This is a genomic window from Dactylosporangium sp. McL0621 (assembly GCF_049995355.1).
Lineage (GTDB): Bacteria > Actinomycetota > Actinomycetes > Mycobacteriales > Micromonosporaceae > Dactylosporangium.
Map to the genome: position 1 here is coordinate 9,587,599 of NZ_CP188259.1, position 20,079 is coordinate 9,607,677.

Annotated in this window: 15 protein-coding genes; 3 read left to right on the top strand and 12 right to left on the bottom strand. The window is 72.3% G+C overall.

All coding sequences use genetic code 11. The features are described 5' to 3' along the window. Positions 1-11 precede the first annotated feature (11 nt). Positions 12-1,979, bottom strand: coding sequence for a beta-galactosidase (locus tag ACPPVO_RS45455; RefSeq protein ID WP_426504872.1), 1,968 nt, complete (start codon positions 1,977-1,979; stop codon positions 12-14). Positions 1,980-2,129: 150 nt separating this feature from the next. On the opposite strand from ACPPVO_RS45455, the gene ACPPVO_RS45460 reads away from it, so the two are divergent. Beyond that, complete coding sequence (locus ACPPVO_RS45460; RefSeq protein WP_426504873.1) at positions 2,130-2,810, top strand: FadR/GntR family transcriptional regulator; 681 nt, start codon at positions 2,130-2,132, stop codon at positions 2,808-2,810. A gap of 13 nt (positions 2,811-2,823) precedes the next feature. Here ACPPVO_RS45460 and ACPPVO_RS45465 read toward each other — a convergent pair whose 3' ends face one another. From ACPPVO_RS45465 to ACPPVO_RS45515, 11 genes are all read right to left on the bottom strand, one after another. Next, positions 2,824-3,402, bottom strand: coding sequence for a hypothetical protein (locus ACPPVO_RS45465; protein ID WP_426504875.1), 579 nt, complete (start codon positions 3,400-3,402; stop codon positions 2,824-2,826). Between the two features lie 19 nt (positions 3,403-3,421). Then, on the bottom strand, positions 3,422-4,282 hold the full coding sequence (locus ACPPVO_RS45470; RefSeq protein ID WP_426504877.1) for a pentapeptide repeat-containing protein: 861 nt from the start codon (positions 4,280-4,282) through the stop codon (positions 3,422-3,424). Positions 4,283-4,304: 22 nt separating this feature from the next. Then, on the bottom strand, positions 4,305-5,438 hold the full coding sequence (locus ACPPVO_RS45475) for a glycoside hydrolase family 27 protein (protein ID WP_426504878.1): 1,134 nt from the start codon (positions 5,436-5,438) through the stop codon (positions 4,305-4,307). Between the two features lie 34 nt (positions 5,439-5,472). Next, the gene (locus ACPPVO_RS45480) at positions 5,473-6,726 is read right to left on the bottom strand and encodes a Gfo/Idh/MocA family protein (RefSeq protein WP_426504879.1); all 1,254 of its coding nucleotides are present in this window, start codon (positions 6,724-6,726) and stop codon (positions 5,473-5,475) included. Next, a complete protein-coding gene (locus ACPPVO_RS45485) occupies positions 6,723-7,619 on the bottom strand; it encodes a PmoA family protein (RefSeq protein ID WP_426504880.1) in 897 nt (298 codons plus the stop codon). The genes ACPPVO_RS45480 and ACPPVO_RS45485 overlap by 4 nt, the downstream gene beginning before the upstream one ends. Further along, positions 7,616-8,692, bottom strand: coding sequence for a Gfo/Idh/MocA family protein (locus ACPPVO_RS45490; protein ID WP_426504882.1), 1,077 nt, complete (start codon positions 8,690-8,692; stop codon positions 7,616-7,618). Before ACPPVO_RS45490 ends, ACPPVO_RS45485 begins: the two co-directional genes overlap by 4 nt. Then, the gene (locus ACPPVO_RS45495) at positions 8,682-9,995 is read right to left on the bottom strand and encodes an ABC transporter substrate-binding protein (RefSeq protein ID WP_426504883.1); all 1,314 of its coding nucleotides are present in this window, start codon (positions 9,993-9,995) and stop codon (positions 8,682-8,684) included. Before ACPPVO_RS45495 ends, ACPPVO_RS45490 begins: the two co-directional genes overlap by 11 nt. A gap of 55 nt (positions 9,996-10,050) precedes the next feature. Continuing rightward, complete coding sequence (locus tag ACPPVO_RS45500; protein WP_426504884.1) at positions 10,051-10,902, bottom strand: carbohydrate ABC transporter permease; 852 nt, start codon at positions 10,900-10,902, stop codon at positions 10,051-10,053. Beyond that, a complete protein-coding gene (locus ACPPVO_RS45505) occupies positions 10,895-11,821 on the bottom strand; it encodes a carbohydrate ABC transporter permease (protein ID WP_426504886.1) in 927 nt (308 codons plus the stop codon). The genes ACPPVO_RS45500 and ACPPVO_RS45505 overlap by 8 nt, the downstream gene beginning before the upstream one ends. 1,277 nt (positions 11,822-13,098) lie before the next feature. Further along, positions 13,099-14,103 carry a LacI family DNA-binding transcriptional regulator gene (locus tag ACPPVO_RS45510; protein ID WP_426504888.1) on the bottom strand — a complete coding sequence of 335 codons (1,005 nt, stop codon included), beginning with the start codon at positions 14,101-14,103 and terminating at the stop codon, positions 13,099-13,101. A 50-nt stretch (positions 14,104-14,153) separates the two neighbouring features. Then, positions 14,154-15,185: a LacI family DNA-binding transcriptional regulator gene (locus tag ACPPVO_RS45515; RefSeq protein ID WP_426504889.1), complete on the bottom strand. Its 1,032-nt coding sequence runs from the start codon at positions 15,183-15,185 to the stop codon at positions 14,154-14,156. Between the two features lie 78 nt (positions 15,186-15,263). Here ACPPVO_RS45515 and ACPPVO_RS45520 point away from each other — a divergent pair, with 78 nt between their 5' ends. Both ACPPVO_RS45520 and ACPPVO_RS45525 read left to right on the top strand, forming a co-directional pair. Further along, positions 15,264-19,223 carry a carboxypeptidase regulatory-like domain-containing protein gene (locus ACPPVO_RS45520; RefSeq protein WP_426504890.1) on the top strand — a complete coding sequence of 1,320 codons (3,960 nt, stop codon included), beginning with the start codon at positions 15,264-15,266 and terminating at the stop codon, positions 19,221-19,223. Between the two features lie 85 nt (positions 19,224-19,308). Continuing rightward, positions 19,309-20,073 carry an IclR family transcriptional regulator gene (locus ACPPVO_RS45525; protein ID WP_426504891.1) on the top strand — a complete coding sequence of 255 codons (765 nt, stop codon included), beginning with the start codon at positions 19,309-19,311 and terminating at the stop codon, positions 20,071-20,073. The last annotated feature ends 6 nt before the right edge of the window (positions 20,074-20,079 follow it).

Below are 20,079 nucleotides of genomic sequence, written 5' to 3' on the forward strand. Positions count from 1 at the left end.
GGTACACCTTTCTACCTCCGGATGACCGCGACCCCCCGGGGCGGGAGGGTCACCGTCGACTGTGGACGTTCAGGGTCGGTCAGCAGGTCGGCGCCGGGCTCGGGCAGGTTCACCGTCGCCGGCTCGGCGCCGTGGTTGAGCAGGAACAGATAGCTGTGCCCGGGGCCGGTGCGCACGGTGGCCTGGACGCCCTCGGGCAGGCCGGCGAGGACCGGCCCGGCTCCGGCCCCGGCGCGGACCCGGTCGAGCAGCGCGCGCATCGCGGCCGGTTCGGGCCGGGTGGCGAGGTACCAGGCGACGCCGGTGCCATACGCGTGCCGGGTGATCGCGGGGCGCCCGTCGAGCGCGCCGCCCCGGAACGCGGCGACGACCTCGGCGCCCTCGGGCTCGACCCACTCGCTCCACACGGTGCCGCGGCCGCCGTCGAACTCCGCCGAGCCGCCCGGGGGCAGCGGGTGGAACTCCTCGACGGCCAGGCCGAGCACGCGGCGCAGCGGGGCCGGGTATCCGCCGAGGTGCACCCGGTCGCACTCGTCGACGATGCCGGTGAAGAACGACACGACGAGGTGGCCGCCGCCCTCCACATAGGACGTCAGGCGCTGCGCGGCCCCGTCGGCCAGCAGGTACAGGTTCGGGACCACGACGAGCTTGTAGCCGCTCAGGTCCGCGTCGACCGGCACCACGTCGACGCTCACGTGGGCGTCGAACAGCGGCTCGTAGTGCGCGCGGTGGGTCTCGAGGAGGTCGAGCACGGCCGGGCGGGCGTCGGACTCGAGGGCCCACCAGTTCGCCCAGTCGTGCACGATCGCCACGTCCGCGCGCAGCCGCGTGCCGGCCACCCCGGCGAGCCCGCCGAGCTCGGCCCCCAGCGCCCGCACGTCGCGGAAGCCCCGGCTGTCCGGGCCCGCGTGCGGGACCATCGCCGAGTGGAACTTCTCGGCCCCGCCCGCGGCCTGCCGCCACTGGAAGAACAGCGCCGCGTCGGCGCCCTGGGCGATCGCCTGCCAGCTCCACAGGCGCATGACGCCCGGCGGCTTCGGGGCGTTGCGCTCCCGCCAGTTGACCGCCGACGGCGCCTGCTCCATGAGCAGCCACGGCTGCCCGCCGCGGGCCGCGCGCACGAGGTCGTAGCCGAACGCGGCCTCGACGTGGGCGCGGGGGTCGTACGGGTCCGGATAGCTGTCGAGGCTCACGACGTCCTGTTCGCGGGCCCACCGGAACGAGTCGACGGGCTTGTGCACGAGGCCGATGAAGTTCGTGGTGACGGGGACGTCCGGGGTGTACCGCCGCACGATGTCGCGCTCCAGCGCGTAGCAGGCGAGGAGGGCGTCGTCGCTGAACCGGGCGAAGTCCAGCTTCTGGGCCGGGTTGACGAAGGTGGGCGCGGTGCGCGGCGGCTGGATCTCGTCCCAGTCGCCGTAGCGCTGCGACCAGAAGGTGGTGGACCAGGCGGCGTTGAGGCCGTCGAGGTCGCCGTACCGCTCGCGCAGCCAGCGGCGGAAGTCGGCCGCGGAGACGTCGCACCAGCACTGGCGGACGTGGCAGCCGTACTCGTTGCCGATGTGCCACAGCTTCAGCGCCGGGTGTGCCCCGTAGCGCTCGGCGATCCGCTCCACGAGCCGCGCGGCGTGCTCGCGGTAGACCGGGCTCGACGGGCAGTACTGCTGCCGCCCGCCCGGCCACAGCCGCACCCCGTCGGCCCGCTGCGGGAGCGTCTCCGGGTGGCGGGCGGCCAGCCACGGCGGCGGCGAGGCGGTCATCGTGGCGAGGCTCGCCCCGACGCCGGCCCCGGCGAGCTTGTCCAGCACGCGGTCGAACCAGCCGAAGTCGTACTCCCCCGGCCGCGGCTCGACCGTCGCCCACGCGAAGATGCCGACCGAGACGAGGTTGACCCCGGCCTCGGCCATGAGCCGCACGTCCTCGTCCCAGACGGGCTCGGGCCACTGCTCCGGGTTGTAGTCGCCGCCGAACCAGAGCACCGGGCCTCCAGCGAGTCGAGGTGGGACGTAGGACGTCCTCTGTCCATCCGGACACTAAGAGGCCGGACGATCGACCGTCAAGTGTGTCGGGAGCGTAAATTTGGTCGATTGCCGATACCGTTCCGGGTCCGGACATGGGATGTTCGGGGCATGGCCAGACGCGGAGCTACGGTGCAGGACCGCATCGTCGAGCTGATCCACGACCGCGAGCTGCCGCCCGGCGCGCCGATGCCGACCGAGCCGCAGCTCATGGACCTGCTCGGGGCGAGCCGCAACAGCGTGCGCGAGGCGATCCGGGCGCTGCAGGCGCTCGGGATCGTGGAGATCCGGCACGGGTACGGCACGTTCGTCGGCCGCGCCTCGCTCGACGCCCTGACCCCGTCGCTCACGTTCCGGGTGCGCACCGGCCCGGGCGGCGGCGTGCGCGCACTGCACGACCTGGTCGAGGTGCGCGAGCTGCTGGAGACCGGGCTCATCGGCTCGGTGGCCGGCACCGTGAGCGAGGCCCGCGTGGCCGCGCTCGACGCCCTGGTCAGCGGCATGGCCCACGACGCCGCGGCGGACCGCGCCTTCCACGCGCTGCTCTACGAGGGCTGCGGCAACGACCTCGTGCTGCAGCTCATCGGCATGTTCTGGGACGTGTACCACGAGATCGGGGGCGTGCTGGCGCCGCCCGAGGACCGCGTCGCGCAGACGGTCGCCAACCACCGCCGCATCGTGGACGCGCTGCGGGCCCGCGACCCGGAGGCGGCGCGGGAGGCGATGCGCCGGCACTTCGGCGACGTGAAGCAGCGCATCGTGCAGGCCGAGGCCCGGGCCGCCGCGGCCTAGTCGGGCTGGGGCTTTATCGGGTCTGTTCGCGCCGGCGGCGCCGCTCGATCTCCTCCTGCACCGACGGGTCCCACTGGGAGGCGTTCCAGTCGTCGGCGGTGGGCTGGGCGGCGAGCGGGGCCACGGGGTCGCCGCCGGTGACGATCGAGTACCGGTCGGCGGCGTAGGGCCGGCCCGGGGCGCTCCGCGCACGCAGCCAGTTGCGGGTGTGCAGCACCCCGGCGATGAGCAGCGCGCAGGCGAGCACCCGCACCCCGGCGCTCACCCAGAGGCCCGGTACGCCGTAGGCGAGGACGAACAGCAGGAAGAACGCGCCGATGCCGTAGTACCCGAGATGCCCGTAGGGCGGCATGCCGTGCTCGCGCGACTGCTTGACGGAGGAGTAGATCCAGAACACCGTCGTGATGAGGATTCCGAGGACCACCCCGAGCGCGATGAGGCCCAGGACGAGGACGAAGATGACGATCCCGCGGGCCTGCAGGGTCCGCGGGATGTTTGCGTAGCGGTAGACGAACGCGGCGGCCACAGTGATGACGACCGCGTAGGCGACCGCGAAGGCCACCACCCGCCGGGTCGCGACATAGAACTCCATGACTCCCCCTCGTGAGTGGTCACTCACGATACGCGGTCCCGGCCACGCCCGCCGCCCCCGGATCGAAGCCCTCGGGCCAGCGGGTCCGCGCGTCGGCGACGGCCCCGTCGAGGCGGGCGCCGGTCAGGACCGCGCCGCGCAGGTCGGCCCCGGCCAGCTCCGCGTGCCGCAGGTCGACGTCCTCCAGGAAGCAGTCGCGCAGGTCGGTGCCCTGCAGCCGGGCGCGCATGAGGGTGGCGCCGCCGAAGTACGCCCCGCGCAGGTCGAGCCCGCCCATCCGCGCGAAGCGGAGGTCGGTGCGGGGCAGGCTGAGCCGCTCGGCGCCGCCCGCGGCGTGCAGCCGGGCGAGGGCGGTGACGGCCGCCTGCGCGTCGTTGGCCCGCACGGCCAGGCTCCACAGCTCCGTGACGGGGGTGTCGGCGGGCGGCTGGCCGGGGCGCCCGGGCGGCCACGGCGAGTGCCCGCGCACGTAGGCGCAGAGGATCGCCACGATCGCGTCCCGGTCCTCCGGCGACTGCCCGGCGATCTGCTCGAGCGCGAAGACCCCGCCGATGCGCACATCGAGGGAGTCGTGGCCCAGGTGCTCGACGGCGCGCGAGTACCGCTCGGTGGTCTGCCCGCTGCGGCTCAGGCGCAGCTCCTCCTCGTTGATGCGCAGCCGGCGCCAGGTCGCGTACGCGCCCAGGCCGAGGATCACCGCGCCCAGCGCCTGCAGCAGCACGGTCCGGACGTTGTTGACGGCCGTGAGCCGCTCGTTGGCGGTGACGGCGGTGCGGCCCAGGTCGTGGTCGACGACGACGGGCGGCAGGAACAGCACCGCCGCGAGCCCGGCCGCCGCGGCCACGAGCACCATCAGCCCAACCACCACGGAACGTCGCACGCAACCATGGTCGGCGATGCGGTCAAGCGACGCGGAACATCGCGACGCCGTGGGCCGGCACCCGGGCCGTGACCGCGGTGCCCGTCGCGCCCGTCCACAGCTCGTGCACGGCCGTCGCCCCCGGGACCGTCCACGCCATGTCCGCGGCGGCGCCGGTCTCGTTGAACAGCAGCACCGCCACGTCGCCGCCGGCGAGCGGCCGGGTCAGCACGTCGAGGCCGGCGCGGGACGAGACCACGGTCGCGGGGCGGCCGAGCGGGTCCTGGTCGACCGCGACCACGGCCGGGTTCGCGAGGTCGGCGAGGGTCGCGCCGGAGGCGGTGGTGAGGTCGGCGCCGGTGATGAGCGGCGCGGCCAGCATGGCCCACAGGCTCAGCTCCGCGCGGTCCTCGGTGCGGGTCATGCCGTTGCCGACCTCGAGCATGTCGGGGTCGTTCCAGCCGCCCGGCCCGGCGTAGCCGGAGACCCGCACGGTGGCGTGGAAGACGTCGAGGAGGCTCGCGAAGGTGGGCCGGATGTCGGGCGTGGTGCGCCACAGGTTGCCGTAGCCGCTCCCCCACGCCCAGACGCGGTCGGCGCCCCAGTTGCAGATGCTGTAGACGATGGGGCGCCCGGTCGCCGCGAGCGCGTCGCGCATGGCCCCGTACCGCTCCCGCGCCGGCACCCCGCCGTCGTAGCAGGTGTCGTACTTGAGGTAGTCCACGCCCCACCCGGCGAACCGGCGCGCGTCCTGCTCCTCGTGGCCGAAGCTGCCCGGGTACCCGCCGCAGGTCTTCGTGCCCGCGTCCTCGTAGATGCCGAGCTTCAGCCCGAGCCCGTGTACGTAGTCGGCGAGCGCCCCGATGCCGTGCGGGAACCGTTCGGGGTCGGCCTGCAGGTTCCCGGCGGCGTCGCGGGCCGGGGCCATCCAGGCGTCGTCGATGTTGACGTACACGTAGCCGGCGTCGCGCAGTCCCGAGGAGACGAGCCGGTCGGCGCTGCGCCGGACGAGGTCCTCGGTGACGTCGAGGCCGAAGGCGTTGTAGTCGTTCCAGCCCATCGGCGGGGTGCGGGCGAGCCCGTTGCCGAGCGGGGGCACCGGCACCGCGGACCCCGCCAGGAGGGTGAGCGCGCCGAGCACGAGCAGGAGTGCGCATGCCCGCCGTACCGTCGCCATGCCCCGACCGTAGCGGCGCTCCCTGGCAACCGGCTCACAGTTCGCTGATCGCCACCGCTCTGCCCTGCGCCAGGCTCACGTTGCCGGCGATGCCGACCAGCACGCTGTTGGCGCCGTCGCGCAGGCCGGCCGCGCGGCCGAGCGGGTCGCCGGACGCCCCCTCGAACACGTCGCGCAGCAGGATCGCGTCGCCGCCGCCGTGCGCGCCGGCGCCGTGCGGGATCGGGATCTCGGCGGCCCGCTCCCAGTGCCGCTGCAGCACGAGCCGCTCGTAGGACTCGTTGCCGGGCGGCCCGCCGGTGGGGTCGACCACGCCGGCCGGGCGCACCCAGGAGCGTTCGCCGACGTCGAGCTCGAGGCGGCCCTCCGTGCCGTTGAAGGCGACACGGTACCCCTCCCGGGGCGCGAACGCGGTGAGCGAGTACGCCATCGTGGCCCCGCCCTCGTAGGTCACCGCGAGCGAGAGGGAGTCCTCGATGGAGATGCCGGCCGCGAACACGTCGGCGTCGCGGTGGTAGCCGTCCTCGGCCTCTGCCTCGAGATACAACTGCCGCAGCCGCGGATCGGCGGACAGGTCGAGTCGGAAGGGGTCGTTCGCGGGCAGGTCGCGCCCGAGCGCCGGGCGGGGCGGCATTCCCCGCTCGGCGGCGTTCCGCTCGCCGTAGAAGCGCAGGCCGCCGGAGGCGTAGACGGTCTGCGGCACGTCGGCGAGCCACCAGTTGACGAGGTCGAAGTGGTGGGTGGACTTGTGCACCAGCAGCCCGCCCGACATCGCCTTGTCGCGGTGCCAGCGGCGGAAGTAGTCGGCGCCGTGCGCGGTGTCCAGCAGCCACTCGAAGTGCACCGAGGTGACCCGGCCGACCGCGCCGTCGAGCAGCAGGCGCTTCACGAGGCTGTTGCGCGGCGAGTACCGGTAGTTGAACGTGACGGTGAGGCCCGCCGTCGAGCGCCGGGCCGACTCGGCGATGCGGTGCAGCTTCTCCGCGTCGGTCGTCATCGGCTTCTCGGTGACCGCGTCGATGCCGTGGTCGAGGGCGGCGCAGATGTACCGGTCGTGGGTGGCGTCGGGCGAGGTGACGATGATGCGGTCGGGGCGCTGCTCGTCGAGGAGCCTCGCCAGCTCGTCCGGGTGGTAGTGCGCGAGGCGTTCGCCGTGGTGGCGCATGCGGACCGGGTTGGGGTCGCAGAGCGCCACGAGGTCGCCGTGGTCGCGGTGGGCGCCGTTCAGCGCGTCGACGTACATTCCCGCGCGGTGTCCGGTGCCGACGATGGCGTACCGCTTCGTCACAACGCCGCCCGCCCCAGTTCGGCGAGCCCCGCGGTTCCCTCGTCGCCGCGGTCGCCGCTCGCGATCACGACCGCGTAGCGGAAGGCGAGCGTGCCGCCGTCGGCGAGCTCGAGCTCCTCGCTGAAGAACGGCGCCGGGTTGAGGCAGGCGAACTCCTCGGTGCGGGCGAACCACTGCGGCGGGTGGCGCGGGTTGTCGCGGGCGTCGACCATCACGATCGTCGAGGCCCGGCCGGTGCCGTCGTGGCGGCCCCGGAAGGCGAACCACTCCGCCCGGGTGCCGCGCAGGTCGTCGCCGCCGGTGCCGTCCGGCGACTGCAGGGTGCCGCCGGTGAAGTCGCGCGGCCCGCGCCAGAACAGCCCCCCGTAGCCGGCGTTCTCCCGCCCCTTCGTGGTCGGCGACCCGAAGCTGAGCGTTTCGCCCGACACATTGCGCATGCTGGTGTGCACGGTGAGCGTCCAGGTCTGTTCGTCCACGAGCGAGGCGTGCAGTGTGCGGGTCTCCGCGATGACCGGGTCGCCCGCCTGTGACGCCCAGTCCAGGCGGTGCGCGACCGTCGCGTCACCGCCGGTGGCCGACAGGTCGGTCATCTCGCGGTGCTCGGCGCTGCCGTTGTTGTCCAGCTGGACGTAGAAGCGGCCGTGCACGTACGTGGGGCCGCCCCAGAAGTTGTGCTCGCCCACGTGCGGCAGCGACCAGGCGATGCCCTTGTGCCAGACGTGGTCGTGCGGGCGAAACAGCGACACGACGTCGCCGGCGAGCGTGCGGATCGGGTGCAGGTACGGCTTCGGCGACTCCAGCCTGGGCGTGTCGGGCCGGTAGACGTAGGTGAACAGCCCCACGCCGCCGGAGGAGACGGTGACCGAGCGGTCGAGGGCGTGGTCGACGTTCATTCCCAAGGTGCACCTGTTCCGTTCATGCGCTTGGCGAAGGGGTCGCCGGGCGAAATCTGTCCACTGTGGACGGGGGCGCCGGTGAAGGCGGAGGCGTACAGCGCGGCGATCAGCTCCATGGTCCGGCGGGTCTCGGCCGCGGTGACCGGCGGCGCGACCCCGGCGTCGAGGGCGTCGAGCACGGCGGCGAGCTGCCCGGCGTGCCCGCTCTCCACGGTGGACCGTTCCCGGCGCCAGCGCTCGGCCACGTCGTCGTGGCCGGGCGCGGGCGTGATCGTCCAGTCGTCGTCGGTGTACCCGTAGAGGTGCCGCAGCTCGACCGTGGCGTGCGCGTAGTCGAAGCGCAGCCGGGACTCCTGCCGCGGCGACAGCACCGAGTTCACGACCGCCGCGGTGGCCCCGCCGGCGAAGGTCACCAGGGCCATCGAGACGTCCTCGGTCTCCACGCGCCGGGCGCGGCGGGCGGCGACCGCGGTCACCTGCTCCCAGGGGCCGAGGACCGACAGCAGCAGGTCGAGCTGGTGGATGCCGTGGCCCATGGTGGGGCCGCCGCCCTCGGTGTCCCAGCGGCCGCGCCAGGCCACGTTGTAGTAGTCGTCGTCGCGGTACCACTGCGTCTCGCAGGTGGCGAGCATCGGCGCGCCGAGCTCGCCCGCGGCCGCCATGGCCCGCAGCCGCACCGCCCCGGGCCCGAAGCGGTGCTGGAACACGGTGGCCAGGTGCGCGCCGGTCCGCCCGGAGACCTCGATGAGCGCGTCGAGCTCGGCCAGCGACAGCGTCGGCGGCTTCTCGACGAGCACGTCCACGCCCGCCTCCAGGCACTGCGCGGCGAGCGGCGCGTGCCAGGCCGGCGGGGTACACAGGTGGACGAGGTCGACCCCGCCGGCCGCCAGCAGGGCGCCCACGTCCGCGTACACCCGCGGCGCGCCCCAGGTGGCGGCGAAGTCGGCGGCCCGGCCGCCGTCGATGTCGACGACGGCGGCCAGGTCGAGCCGGTCGCCGTGCGCGCGGATGGCCCGCGCGTGCGCCACGGCGATCGCCCCCGTACCGACCACGGCTGCTTTACGCAGCATCAATCTCTCCCTGGAGCTCCTTGATGAAGGCCGCGGCGGCGTCCTGCGGGGACTTGCGGCCGAAGAGGACGTCCTCCGTGTACCGCTTCAGGATCGTCTCGACGCTGCTCGCACCCTTCGGCGTGACCCGCGGCGGGGCGCCGACCTTCACCGCGTCGAGGTACTCGGCGGCGGCCTTGTCGGTCGCGCCGAGCTTGGCCGCGAGCGCCTGGCGGATCTTGCTGTTGGCCGGCACGCCGCGGTCGGTCTGCAGCACGTCGGCGGACTCCTGGCTGTTGGCGAGGTAGTCGACGAACGCGGCCGCCTCGGCGGCGTGCTTGGAGCGCGAGGAGACCGACCAGTACATCGACGGCTTGTAGTACGCCCCCGGCGACTTGGCCTGTGCCTCCCCGGGCAGCTTCAGCAGCTTGAGGCTCTTGCCGCTGGCCGCCGTCAGCGAGGTCAGCTGGGTGTTCCACCAGGTGCCGAAGGCGCTGGTGTTCGTGGCCGTGCCGGACTGGTCGAGCCCCGCGCCGGCCCGCTCCACGGACACTGACGCGGGCGGCGCGACCCCGGACTTGGAGATGTCCACGAGGTACTGCCAGTAGGCGGCCAGCACCGCCGGCTCGATGACGACCTTGCCCTTGTCGTCGTACAGCGAGCCGCCGGCCTGCCGCGCCCAGATGTTGACGCCGCCGATGTCGAAGCCCCACGACTGCACGCCGGTGACCTTCCCGCCCCCGGCCGCCGACACCTTGGCGCCGATCGTCTTCAGGTCGTCCCACGTCCACTTGGTGTCGTCGGGCAGCTCGATGTTGTACTGCTTGAGCAGGTCGGTGTTGACGATCATCGAGTACGTGGTCAGGCCGACCGGCAGCCCGTACAGCTTGCCGTCGACCTTGCCCGTGCCCAGCGCGTTCGGGTCGAAGTCGCCGGTCTGCAGGTGCTTGGACGCCGTGCCGAGGTCGAGCAGGGCGCCGCGCTGGGCGTACGAGGAGATGTACAACTCGTCCATCTGGATGATGTCCGGCGCGTCGTTCGCGGCGACCGTCGTGGCGAGGCTGTCCCAGTAGCCGTTCCAGTCCTTGAACTCGCCCTTGACCGTGATGTTCGGGTGGGCCCTCTGGAACAGGTCGATGACCTGCTGGGTGCGCTTGTGCCGGGCGTCGGAGCCCCACCACGTGAAGCGCAGGGTGATGTTCTCCTTGGTCAGGTCGCCGGAGGCGTCGCTGTCGCCGCCGGTGCCGCAGGCGGTGAGGACGGCTCCGGCCCCGACGCCGAGGGCCAGTCTGAGCGCGGTGCGGCGGGAGAATGCAGCGTTCATTGACGACGCCTTGGGCGACGACTGAGGACCGTTCAACTTCATTGGGGGGTGTCCTTTACTTCATGCCGGTGGTGGCGATGCCTTTGATGAGGTAGCGCTGGCCGATCAGGAAGGCGAGGAAGATCGGCAGGAGGGACACGACGCTCATGGCGAACATCGCGCCCCACGACGTGGAGACCGTGGAGTCCACGAACGAGCGCAGTGCGACCGGCACCGTGTACATCTGCGGGTCGGTCAGGTAGATCAGCTGGCTGAAGAAGTCGTTCCAGGTCCAGATGAACGTGAAGATGGTCGTCGTGGCCAGGGCCGGGAGCATCAGGGGCAGGATCACGCGCAGGAAGATGCGCGGGTGCCCGGCGCCGTCGATGCGCGCGGCCTCGTCCAGCTCGCGGGGCAGGCCCCGGATGAACTGGACCATCAGGAACACGAAGAACGCGTCGGTGGCCAGCAGCTTCGGCACGATCAGCGGCAGGAACGTGTTGATCCAGCCGACCTGCGCGAACATGATGTACTGCGGCACGATGAGCACGTGCACCGGCAGCATGATCGAGCCGAGCATGACGGTGAACCACAGGCGCTTGCCGGTGAACTCGAGGCGGGCGAACGCGTACGCGGCCATGGAGCAGCTCACGAGGTTGCCGATGATGCAGCCGAGCACGACGACCGCCGAGTTGAACAGGTAGTGCCCGAACGGACTCGCGAGGGCGTTCCAGCCCTCGCCGTAGTTGTGCGTCTCGAGGTCGGAGAGCACCAGTCCCGGCGACCGGAAGATCTCGTTGCCGGGGCGCAGCGAGCTGACGACCATCCAGATCACCGGGTACAGCATCACGACGGCGAGCAGGACGAGGCCGGCGTGCTTGAGGACTTTGAAACGCTTCAATACCGGGCGCGCGAGGAGATCAGTCATCGTAGAAGACCCAGTGCTTGGCGGCCCAGAAGTTGACCGCGGTGAAGGCGGCGATGATGAGCAGGAGCAGCCACGCCAGGGCGGAGGCGTAGCCCATGTCAAAATTGCTGAAGCCGCGCTGGTACAGGTAGAGCGTGTAGAACAGCGTCGAGTCGGACGGCCCGCCGCTGCCACCGGAGACGACGAACGCCTGGGTGAAGCTCTGGAACGCGTGGATCACCTGGAGCACGAGGTTGAAGAAGATGATCGGCGACAGCAGGGGCAGCGTGATCTTCCTGAACTTCGTCCACGTGCTCGCCCCGTCGACGTCGGCCGCCTCGTAGTACATCACCGGGATCTGCCGCAGCCCGGCGAGAAAAATGATCATCGGCGCGCCGAACGTCCAGACGTTCAGCACGACGAGCGTGCCCAGGGCCGTCGACGGGTCGGAGATCCAGCCCCGGCCGTGCACCCCGACCAGCTCCAGGGCCTGGTTGACGAGCCCCTCGGCGCCGAAGATCTGCCGCCACAGCACCGCGATCGCGACGCTGGAGCCGAGCAGGGAGGGCAGGTAGAACACCGAGCGGTAGAACGCCAGGCCGCGCATGCCCCGGTCGAGCAGCAACGCGAGCCCGAGCGCGGCGGCCAGCTGCAGGGGCACGCTGGCGAACACGTAGATGAACGTGACGCGCAGCGCCTGGTGCAGACGCTCGTCGTGCAGCATGCGCTGGAAGTTGTGCAGGCCGGTAAACTTCGGGTCCTGGATCAGGTTGTAGTCGGTGAAGCCGAGGAACAACGAGACCAGGACCGGCCCGGCGGTGATCAGCGCCAGCCCGGCGAACCAGGGCAGCAGGAACAGGAAGGCCGCCTTGTTGTCGCGTTTTCGCGGCGGGGCGCCTTTGGCTTTGCCGAGCCTTTGCAGCTCGCCGAGCGCACTCAACGTCGAGTCTCCAATCGCTTTCCCCTTCGGGGGTGTCTCTTGTGGGAAAACGTATTCCGCAGTCTGCACGCCGCACCGGGGCCGGTCAAGCCCCACGGGCGTATGTGGATATTGCCCCGATGTGAACGCGCTCATGGTGCTATATACGAAGCTGCCGGGTCTTGGCTCCCAGGTCAACACCTAACGGCACAATCGCCCCAACTCAATGCTGGAGACAAGCGCTTTCCTGGGCGCTTGGGGCGGCCTAGAGCGCCCTGGCCGCGCCCGGCGCGCCGGCCGGCGCCGGGCCGGCGCCGGGCCGGCGGGACGCGGCGTCGCACTGGCCGTGGGGCGCTGGGCACTCGGCGCTGAGCGCTCGGCACTCGGTCACCAGGCACCCGGCAGCCGGACACTCAGCGCGCGGGACTCGGACGCTCAGTGCGCGGCACTCGCACGCCCCAGTGCTCGGGCACTCAGCGCTCGACGCCGGGCACTCGGCACTCGGCGCTGGGCACTCGGCGCTGAGGGCTCGGCGCTGAGCGCTCGGCACTCGGCCACCAGGCACCCGGCAGTTGGACACTTAGCGCGCGGAACTCGGACGCTCAGTGCGCGGCACTCGCACGCCCCAGTGCTCGGGCACTCGGCACTCGACGCCGGGCACTCGGCACTCGGCACTCGGCACTCGGCACTCGGCACTCGGCACTCGGCACTCGGCACTCGGCACTCGGCACTCGGCTCGACACTCGGCGCCCGGCAATCGGCACTCTCTCGGGCCGCGACGCCGGTCACCGCGCTTCAGGGCACTCGTGCGGCACGACCGCTCGGCTCTGCTCGAACGCGCAGTGCGTGCGCGTTCGCGCGGATCTGCACGAACGCGCAGCGTCCACACATTCGTGCGGCACGACCGCTCGGCTCCGCTCGAACGCGCAGTGCGTGCGCGTTCGCGCGGATCTGCACGAACACGCAGCGTCCACACATTCGTGCGGCACGACCGCTCGGCTCCGCTCGAACGCGCCGTGCGTGCGCGTTCGCGCGGATCTGCACGAACGCGCCGTGCGTGCGCGTTCGCGCGGGTCTGCACGAACGCGCAGCGAGCACACATTCGTGCGGCACGAGCGCTCAGTTCTGGTCGAACGCGCGGTGCGTGTGCGTTCGTACACGGGCTGCGCCCCCCGGCGCACTTCTGCACAAACGCTCACCGCGCGCGCCGTTCGTGCAGCGCACCTCTGCTCGAACGTGCAGTGCGTGTGCGTTCGTGCGGCCGGATGTGGCGATGTAATGAGCGGGAAGCTGCGCGGTCAGTAGGTGCGGGGCTGGAGGCTGGCTCCGGGTACCAGCGTGCCCACGACCGTCTCGCGGGTCGGGGCCAGGCGCGGGTCGCGCAGGGTCAGGGCCAGGCGGATCGAGCGCACGCCGATGGCGGCGAAGGGCAGTGCGATCGTGGTCAGGCGCGGCGTCACGTCCGCGGCCAGGGGGATGTCGTCGAAGCCCGTCACGGTCAGGCGCGACGGGACTTCGATGCCCGCCTCACGGCAGGCGGCCAGGGCGCCGATGGCGATGTCGTCGTTCACCGCGAGCAGTGCGTCCGCGTCGCCCAGGTCGTCGGGTAGGAGGTGCGCCGCGGCCTCGTGGCCGCCGCGGCGGCTCACGTCGCAGTTCACGATGCGCACATCCTGCGCGTCCACGCCACCCGCCAGCAGGCCCTCCATGTAGCCCGAGGTTCGTTCGGCGGCGTAGGAGCGGTCGCGGGTACCGGCGAGAATGATCGGGCGGCGATGGCCCGTCGCGGCCAGGTGGGCGCCCATGAGGCGGGCCGAGGCCCGGTCGTCCACGCGGATCGAGTCGAAGGGCATCTCGAGGCCGCCGTAGATGACCACGCGGCCGCCGCCGGACTCGTACGCCGTCAGCTCGTCCACCAGCCGGCCGCCCAGCGCGCCGGGGCGGAGCCGGCTCGAGGTCAGCACCAGCGCGCGGGGGCGGAAGCCGGCCAGGGTACGCACCGTCTCCAGCTGCCGCTCGGCCAGGCCCCGCGTGGCCGACACGGTCACGAAGGCGTCCACGGTGCGCGCCTGCCGCTCCATCGCCGCGACCACCTGCGCGATCGACGGCGTGGTGAGGTCGTCGGCGACCAGTGCGATCGCGTCGCTCTTGCGGCGCATCGCGCGCGCCGAGACGTCCGCGGTGTACCGCAGGGCGGCCGCGGCCTCGAGCACGCGGCTCGCGTACTGCGGGGCGACCGTCCGCGCGCTGCCGCCCAGCACCCGCGACGCGGTCGCGACCGACACCCCGGCGGCCGCGGCCACGTCGCGGAGCGTGACCGTGGGCCTCGCTGGATGCGGCAAAGTCGTTCCCTTCAGCGCGCCGGGGTGCTCGCGCGCAGCACCACCTCGACCGGAATGTCCACGGTGCCGGAGTCGCGGCCGGAAAGCGCCATGGTTACGGCGTGTCGGCCGATGGCGCGCAATGGTACGCGCACCGATGTGAGCGCCGGGTGTACGTGTGCGGCCGCGTCGATGTCGTCGAAGCCCGCCACGGCCAGGTCGAGGCCCGGTACCAGGCCCGACTCGCGCAGGCCCGTCATCGCGCCGATCGCCATCACGTCGTTGACCACGAACGCCGCCTCGACGCCTTCGCGGGCCAGGGCCGCCAGCCGGGCCGCCGCCGCGTGGCCGCCGGCGCGGGTGAAGTCGGCCTGGACGGTGGCGACGGAGCCGGTGGGCAGGCCGGCGTCGGCGAGGCCCGCGAGGAAGCCGGCGCGGCGCTCGTGCGAGGTGCGGATCGTCTCCTCGGCGTGGACGATGGCGAAGCGACGGTACCCCCGAGCGGCCAGGGCGACCGCGAGACTGCGTGCGCCGCCGAAGTTGTCGATGGCCAGGGTCGGGAACGGCAGGTCGGGCTGGCTGACGATGGCGACGCGGCCGCCGGCGAGCCGGTACGCCTCCAGCTCCTCCACCAGCGACGCCCGCGTGCCCGCGCCGTCGATGCGGCTGCCCGCGACCAGGATCGCGCGCGGGCGGTGGCCCCGCAGCGCGCGCACGATCTGCAGTTCCAGGCCCGGCGAGCGGTCGGCCACGGCCATGGTCACGATCAGCCCGGCGTCCTCGGCCGCGTCGATCACGCCACCGGCGATCTCGGAGAAGTAGGGGTCGTCGACGTCGCTCACGACCAGCGCCACGGTACTCGTCGAGCCGCGCGCGATCGCCTGGGCCGGCAGGTTCGGGGCGTATCCGAGCCGGTCGGCCGCGGCCTGTACCCGCTCCGCGTTCTCCGGCCGCACGTTGCGCGCGCTGCCGTTGAGCGCGCGCGACGCGGTCGCGTAGGAGACCCCGGCCTCCCGGGCCACGTCGTGCAGGGTCACCGGGCCGCGGCGAGCAACATCATCCACCAGCACATTCTGGCGCACGCTTGACGGCCACCGCACAGCGGAATACGTTTTCCAACATTCCGCCGAGGGAGACCCCGCATGCGCAGAGCCCCGTTCCTCGCCGCCGCGGCCGCCGCCGCGCTGATCCTGCCCGGTACCGCCCACGCCCAGCCCGCGCCCGAGACGACCGGCGCCGTGCAGTTCCAGCCCGCGATGGGCGCCGCCGTCGCCCAGCCCGCGACGGGCGCCCAACCCGCGCTCGAGGCGACCGGCGCCACCTACTACCTCGACGCCCAAGCCGGCGACGACGCCGCCGACGGCCGCAGTGCCGAGCACCCCTGGCGCAGCCTCGCGAAGGTCGCGGCGACCACGTTCCAGCCCGGCGACACCCTGCTGCTGCACGCCGGCCAGGCCTGGACCGGTCAGCTGTGGCCGAAGGGATCGGGCGGCGCCGGACTGCCGATCACGATCGACCGGTACGGCGACGGCGCCAAGCCCGGCATCGCCGGCGCCGGCGCGACCGGGGACGCGGTGCGGCTGTTCAACCAGCAGTACTGGACGATCCGCAATCTCGACGTGAGCAACGCGGCGCCGGCGAGCGACACGCCCGGGGCGAACCTCAAGGACCTGCGCGGTGTCCATGTGGGTGGCGACAACGGTACGACTCTGCACGGTTTTGTGCTCGACGCCGTCGATGTGCACGATGTGACAGGCGAAGTGAACTGGATCAGCGGCAGTGCCGCCGACGACACCGAGCCCGGCATCCACCACGACACCGGCTGGGACCGCTCGAAGCGCACCGGCGGCATCGTCTTCGACGCGACAGTCGCCGACATCGCCGCGCCGCCGGCGACGCCGACACTGCTCGACGGCGTCACGATCGAGCACTCGACGGTGACGAACACGTCATTCGCGGGGATCGTCATCAAGCAGTACACCGGCGACGCCCCCGGGGCCGGGGCGACCGGCTGGGGCAGCCGGGACAGCGCCGCCGACACCAAGTTCGCCCCGCACACGAACGTCGTCATCCGCGACAACTTCATCAGCCAGGCCGGCACGGCGTACGGCTGCAACGGCATGTACGTCACCAACGTGCGCGGCGCGCTCATCGAGCACAACACCGTGTTCAAGGCGGGCACGTCCGGCATCGAGATGTACTTCGCGGACGACGTGACGACCCAGTACAACGAGGTGTACGAGACCTCGGTGAAGGCGGGCGGCGCCGACTCCAACGGCATCGACCCGGACAAGGGCACCACGCGCCAGCTGGTGCAGTACAACTTCCTGCACCACAACGGCGACGGCATCCTGCTGTGCCAGTTCGCGTTCGGTGACGCGACTGTGCGCGGTAATGTCGTTGTGGACAACCGGCGCTACCAGCTGTACCTGCATTCGGACAAGGCCGCCCGCGCGAACGTGCACAACAACACGTTCTACAGCGACCGCAGTGACTACGTGGTGTACGGCTACGGCAGCTCCCTCGCCGCGACCTACGACCTGACGGACAACGTCTTCGCCACCTCCCGCGCGGTGGCCGTGCTCACCACCAGCCCGACGATCCGCTACGACGCCAACCTGTACGCCAGCGCCGCCTTCGACGTCCCGGACACGGACACGCACGCGGTGCTCGGCGACCCCCGGTTCGACAACCCGGCGGTCGCCGGACCGTTCGGAACCGCGGCCACCGGCCCGCAGCTGGCCACCGGCAACGCCTTCCGCGTCGGCGCCGCCTCGCCCGCGATCGACGGCGGGCTGTCCATCGTGGACAACGGCGGGCACGACTACGCGGGTACGGCGCTGTACAACGGCGGGGCCGACATCGGCGCCTTCGAGTACTCCACGCCGGCCGGAGCCACCGCCGAGACGGTCGCGGGCACCGTGCGCACCCCGGCCGGGGCGCCGATCGCGGGCGCGACCGTCCACATCGGATCGTCCAGCGCCACCACGGGCACCGACGGCTGGTACGCGATCGGCGGCGTGCCCTTCGGTGACGTCACCGTGACCGCGAGCCGCAACGGCTACCAGACCGCGACGCAAACGGTCACGGTGCGCGCCGGCAACCGCAGCACCGTCCCGCTCACGCTCGCCTCGACCAGCACCGTCGGTAGCGTCACCGGCACGGTGCTCGACCAGGCCGGCCGGCCCCTCGCCGGCGTGACACTAACCGTTCGTGACGGCGACCAGGCGATTGCGACAGGAACGAGCAGCGGCGACGGTACGTTCACGGTCACGGCGGTCCCGGTCGGCGAGGGGTACACGCTCGTCGCCGCCACGCCCGGGCTCGACCCGGCCTCCCGGACGGGCCTCGGGGTGACCCCCGCGACCGCCACGGCCGCGGGAATGCTGCTGCTCGCCGCGCCGGTGCCGCAGTACCTCGACGTGCAGACGTTCGACGCCATGCCCCCCGAGCTCGCGGTGAGCGCGCAGGGCGGCAGCGTCGGAGTGTCCGGTGGCGCGCTGAACATGACACGAACCGCCAACAGCGGACGCACGAGTGTGCAGCGCACGTTCAGCCCCGCGCTGCAGGGCCTCGTCACCGTCGAGGCGAAGGTGATGCGCGACGACCCGTACACGTCCGGTAACAACTACTTCGGCACGCCGTACCTGCGCGGGCCGAGCGACGTCGACGCGGTCAGCGTGGCGTTCACGAAGAACACCATCATCGCGTACTCGGGGACGACGAGCGTCACCCTCGGCCCGTACCAGCTCGGCCGGTGGTACACCGTGCGGACCGTTGTGGACATTCCCAACCAGCGCTTCGACCTCTACATCGACGGCGAGGCGAGGCTGACCGGCGCCGCCTTCCGCGCCCCGATGGCCGGGGTGCAGGAGATCGAGTTCTTCGCCAACAGCTCGAACTACGGCGGCATCCACGTCGACGACTTCCGCGTCGCCCAGGGCATCGGTTCGCGGCCGAACGACACCGGACTGCTGAGCGTCACCACCAACCAGGGCACGCCGGCGGTGCACGCCGACGGAACGTACGCATTGGACGTTCCCGCGACGACACGCACCGTCACGGTCACCGCGACCGCGCGCAGCCGCTTCGCCCGGACCACCGGTAGCGGGACGATCACGCTCGGCGATACCGGGGCCGACGTGCCGATCACGGTCACCGCCGAGGACGGGACCCGCAAGGTGTACCAGCTGCAGATCCGCAAGCCCTCCCTCGACGCCGACGCGTCGCTGAGCGGGCTGACGGTCACGGGCGGTGAACTCGAGCCGGCGTTCTCCCCCGACGTGTACCGCTACGAGCTCACGATCCCGGCGAGCACCACGAGCGTGCAGGTGACCCCGGCCGCGGCGAACCCGCGCTCGACGGTCACCGTCGCCGGGGACTCCGCCCCGCGCACGGTCGCGGTGCCGCCCGGCACGACGGACATCCCGGTCGTCGTGGGGTCGGCGGACGGGACGGCCTCATCGACGTACACCATCGCCATCACCCGCCCGGGTCCGCCGCTGCCGCCGGACGGAGCCGCGGTCGCGCCGGCCACGGGGGTGCTGTCGAGCACGAGCGGCTGGGCGACGGGCCTGCACGACGGCAACTTCGACGTGGTCATGAACCTCTGGTGGGGCTCGAACGGGAGCGTCTTCACGTTGTACGAGAACGGTGTCCTCATCGACACGGTGCCGCTGACGTCCGCGACCCCCGCGGCGCAGCGGGCGAGCGTGCCGATCACGGGGCGGGGCAACGGCACGTACGTGTACACCGGCGAACTGCTGAACCAGGCCGGCCGCACCGCGCTGACACCGGTCACCGTGACGGTCACCGACGCCGCGCCGGGCGTGGCGGTGGTGTCGAGCGACAACTGGGACGGCGACGGTTCCTACACGGTGTCGACGAACCTCTGGTGGGGCACGAACGGGGGCCTGTTCACGTTGTACGAGAACGGGGTCCCCATCGACCGGGTGGCGCTGACCGCCGCGACCCCGGCGGCGCAGCACGTGTCCACTGTGGTCGCCGGCCGCGCCCCGGGCACCTACTCGTACGTGGCCGAACTGTCCAACGCCGCGGGCGCGACCCGCTCGGTCCCGGTCACCGTCGTGGTCGCCGGCTAGCCGACGCACGCCGGCGGTAGATCCTTGACGCATCGCCTCGGGGGGCGCCAAGCTTTTCCGGAAACACCCCCGGGGGGATGCCGCCATGACCACCGGACACATCGCGGGCCGGACCGTGACCAGCCGCGTGTTGAGCCTGCTCGGCGCCTTCAACGGGGAGCATCGGCGGCTGAGCCTGTCGCAGATCAGCCGCCGCGCCGGGATGCCGCTGGCCACCACGCACCGCCTCGTGGGCGAGCTCGCCGCGTGGGGCGCCCTCGAGCGCGATACCGACGGGCGGTACCAGATCGGTCTGCGCCTTTGGGAGGTTGCCGCGCTCGCGCCCCGCTCCCTGGGCCTGCGCGAGGCCGCGATGCCCTATCTCGAGGACCTCTACGAGGTCACCCACCAGCACGTGCAGCTCGCCGTCCTGGAGGGTTTCGACGTCATGTACGTCGAGCGCATCTCCGGCCGCGGCGCCCTCGGCGTGCGCAGCCGGGTCGGCGGCCGGCTCCCGGCCCACACGACCGGCGTCGGGCTGGTACTGCTCGCGCATGCGCCGTGCGCGTTCGTCGAGCAGTACCTGGCCCGGCCGCTCGTCGCGTTCACCCCGCTGACGATCGCCGACCCGGAGCGCCTGCGCACGACCCTGGCCAAGGTGCGCCGCGCCGGGCACGCGGTGAGCGATCGGCAGGTGCAGATGGACGCGGTGTCGGTGGCGGCCCCGGTGCGCGACGTGGAGGGCCGGGTCGTCGCCGCGCTCTCGGTGATCGTGCCGTTCGACGGCCTGCAGCCGGCCGCGTTGGTACCGGCGGTGGTGGCGGCCGCTTCAGGCATCTCCCGCACGTTGCTGCGCTCGGCCGCGGCCTAGGGGCAA

Bases quoted from the DNA above. Each gene is read 5' to 3' on its own strand.
- ACPPVO_RS45460 (WP_426504873.1), top strand. From the start codon at position 2,130: ATGGCCAGACGCGGAGCTACGGTGCAGGACCGCATCGTCGAGCTGATC.
- ACPPVO_RS45465 (WP_426504875.1), bottom strand. From the start codon at position 3,402: ATGGAGTTCTATGTCGCGACCCGGCGGGTGGTGGCCTTCGCGGTCGCC.
- ACPPVO_RS45475 (WP_426504878.1), bottom strand. From the start codon at position 5,438: ATGGCGACGGTACGGCGGGCATGCGCACTCCTGCTCGTGCTCGGCGCG.
- ACPPVO_RS45485 (WP_426504880.1), bottom strand. From the start codon at position 7,619: ATGAACGTCGACCACGCCCTCGACCGCTCGGTCACCGTCTCCTCCGGC.
- ACPPVO_RS45490 (WP_426504882.1), bottom strand. From the start codon at position 8,692: ATGCTGCGTAAAGCAGCCGTGGTCGGTACGGGGGCGATCGCCGTGGCG.
- ACPPVO_RS45495 (WP_426504883.1), bottom strand. From the start codon at position 9,995: ATGAACGCTGCATTCTCCCGCCGCACCGCGCTCAGACTGGCCCTCGGC.
- ACPPVO_RS45500 (WP_426504884.1), bottom strand. From the start codon at position 10,902: ATGACTGATCTCCTCGCGCGCCCGGTATTGAAGCGTTTCAAAGTCCTC.
- ACPPVO_RS45520 (WP_426504890.1), top strand. From the start codon at position 15,264: ATGCGCAGAGCCCCGTTCCTCGCCGCCGCGGCCGCCGCCGCGCTGATC.
- ACPPVO_RS45525 (WP_426504891.1), top strand. From the start codon at position 19,309: ATGACCACCGGACACATCGCGGGCCGGACCGTGACCAGCCGCGTGTTG.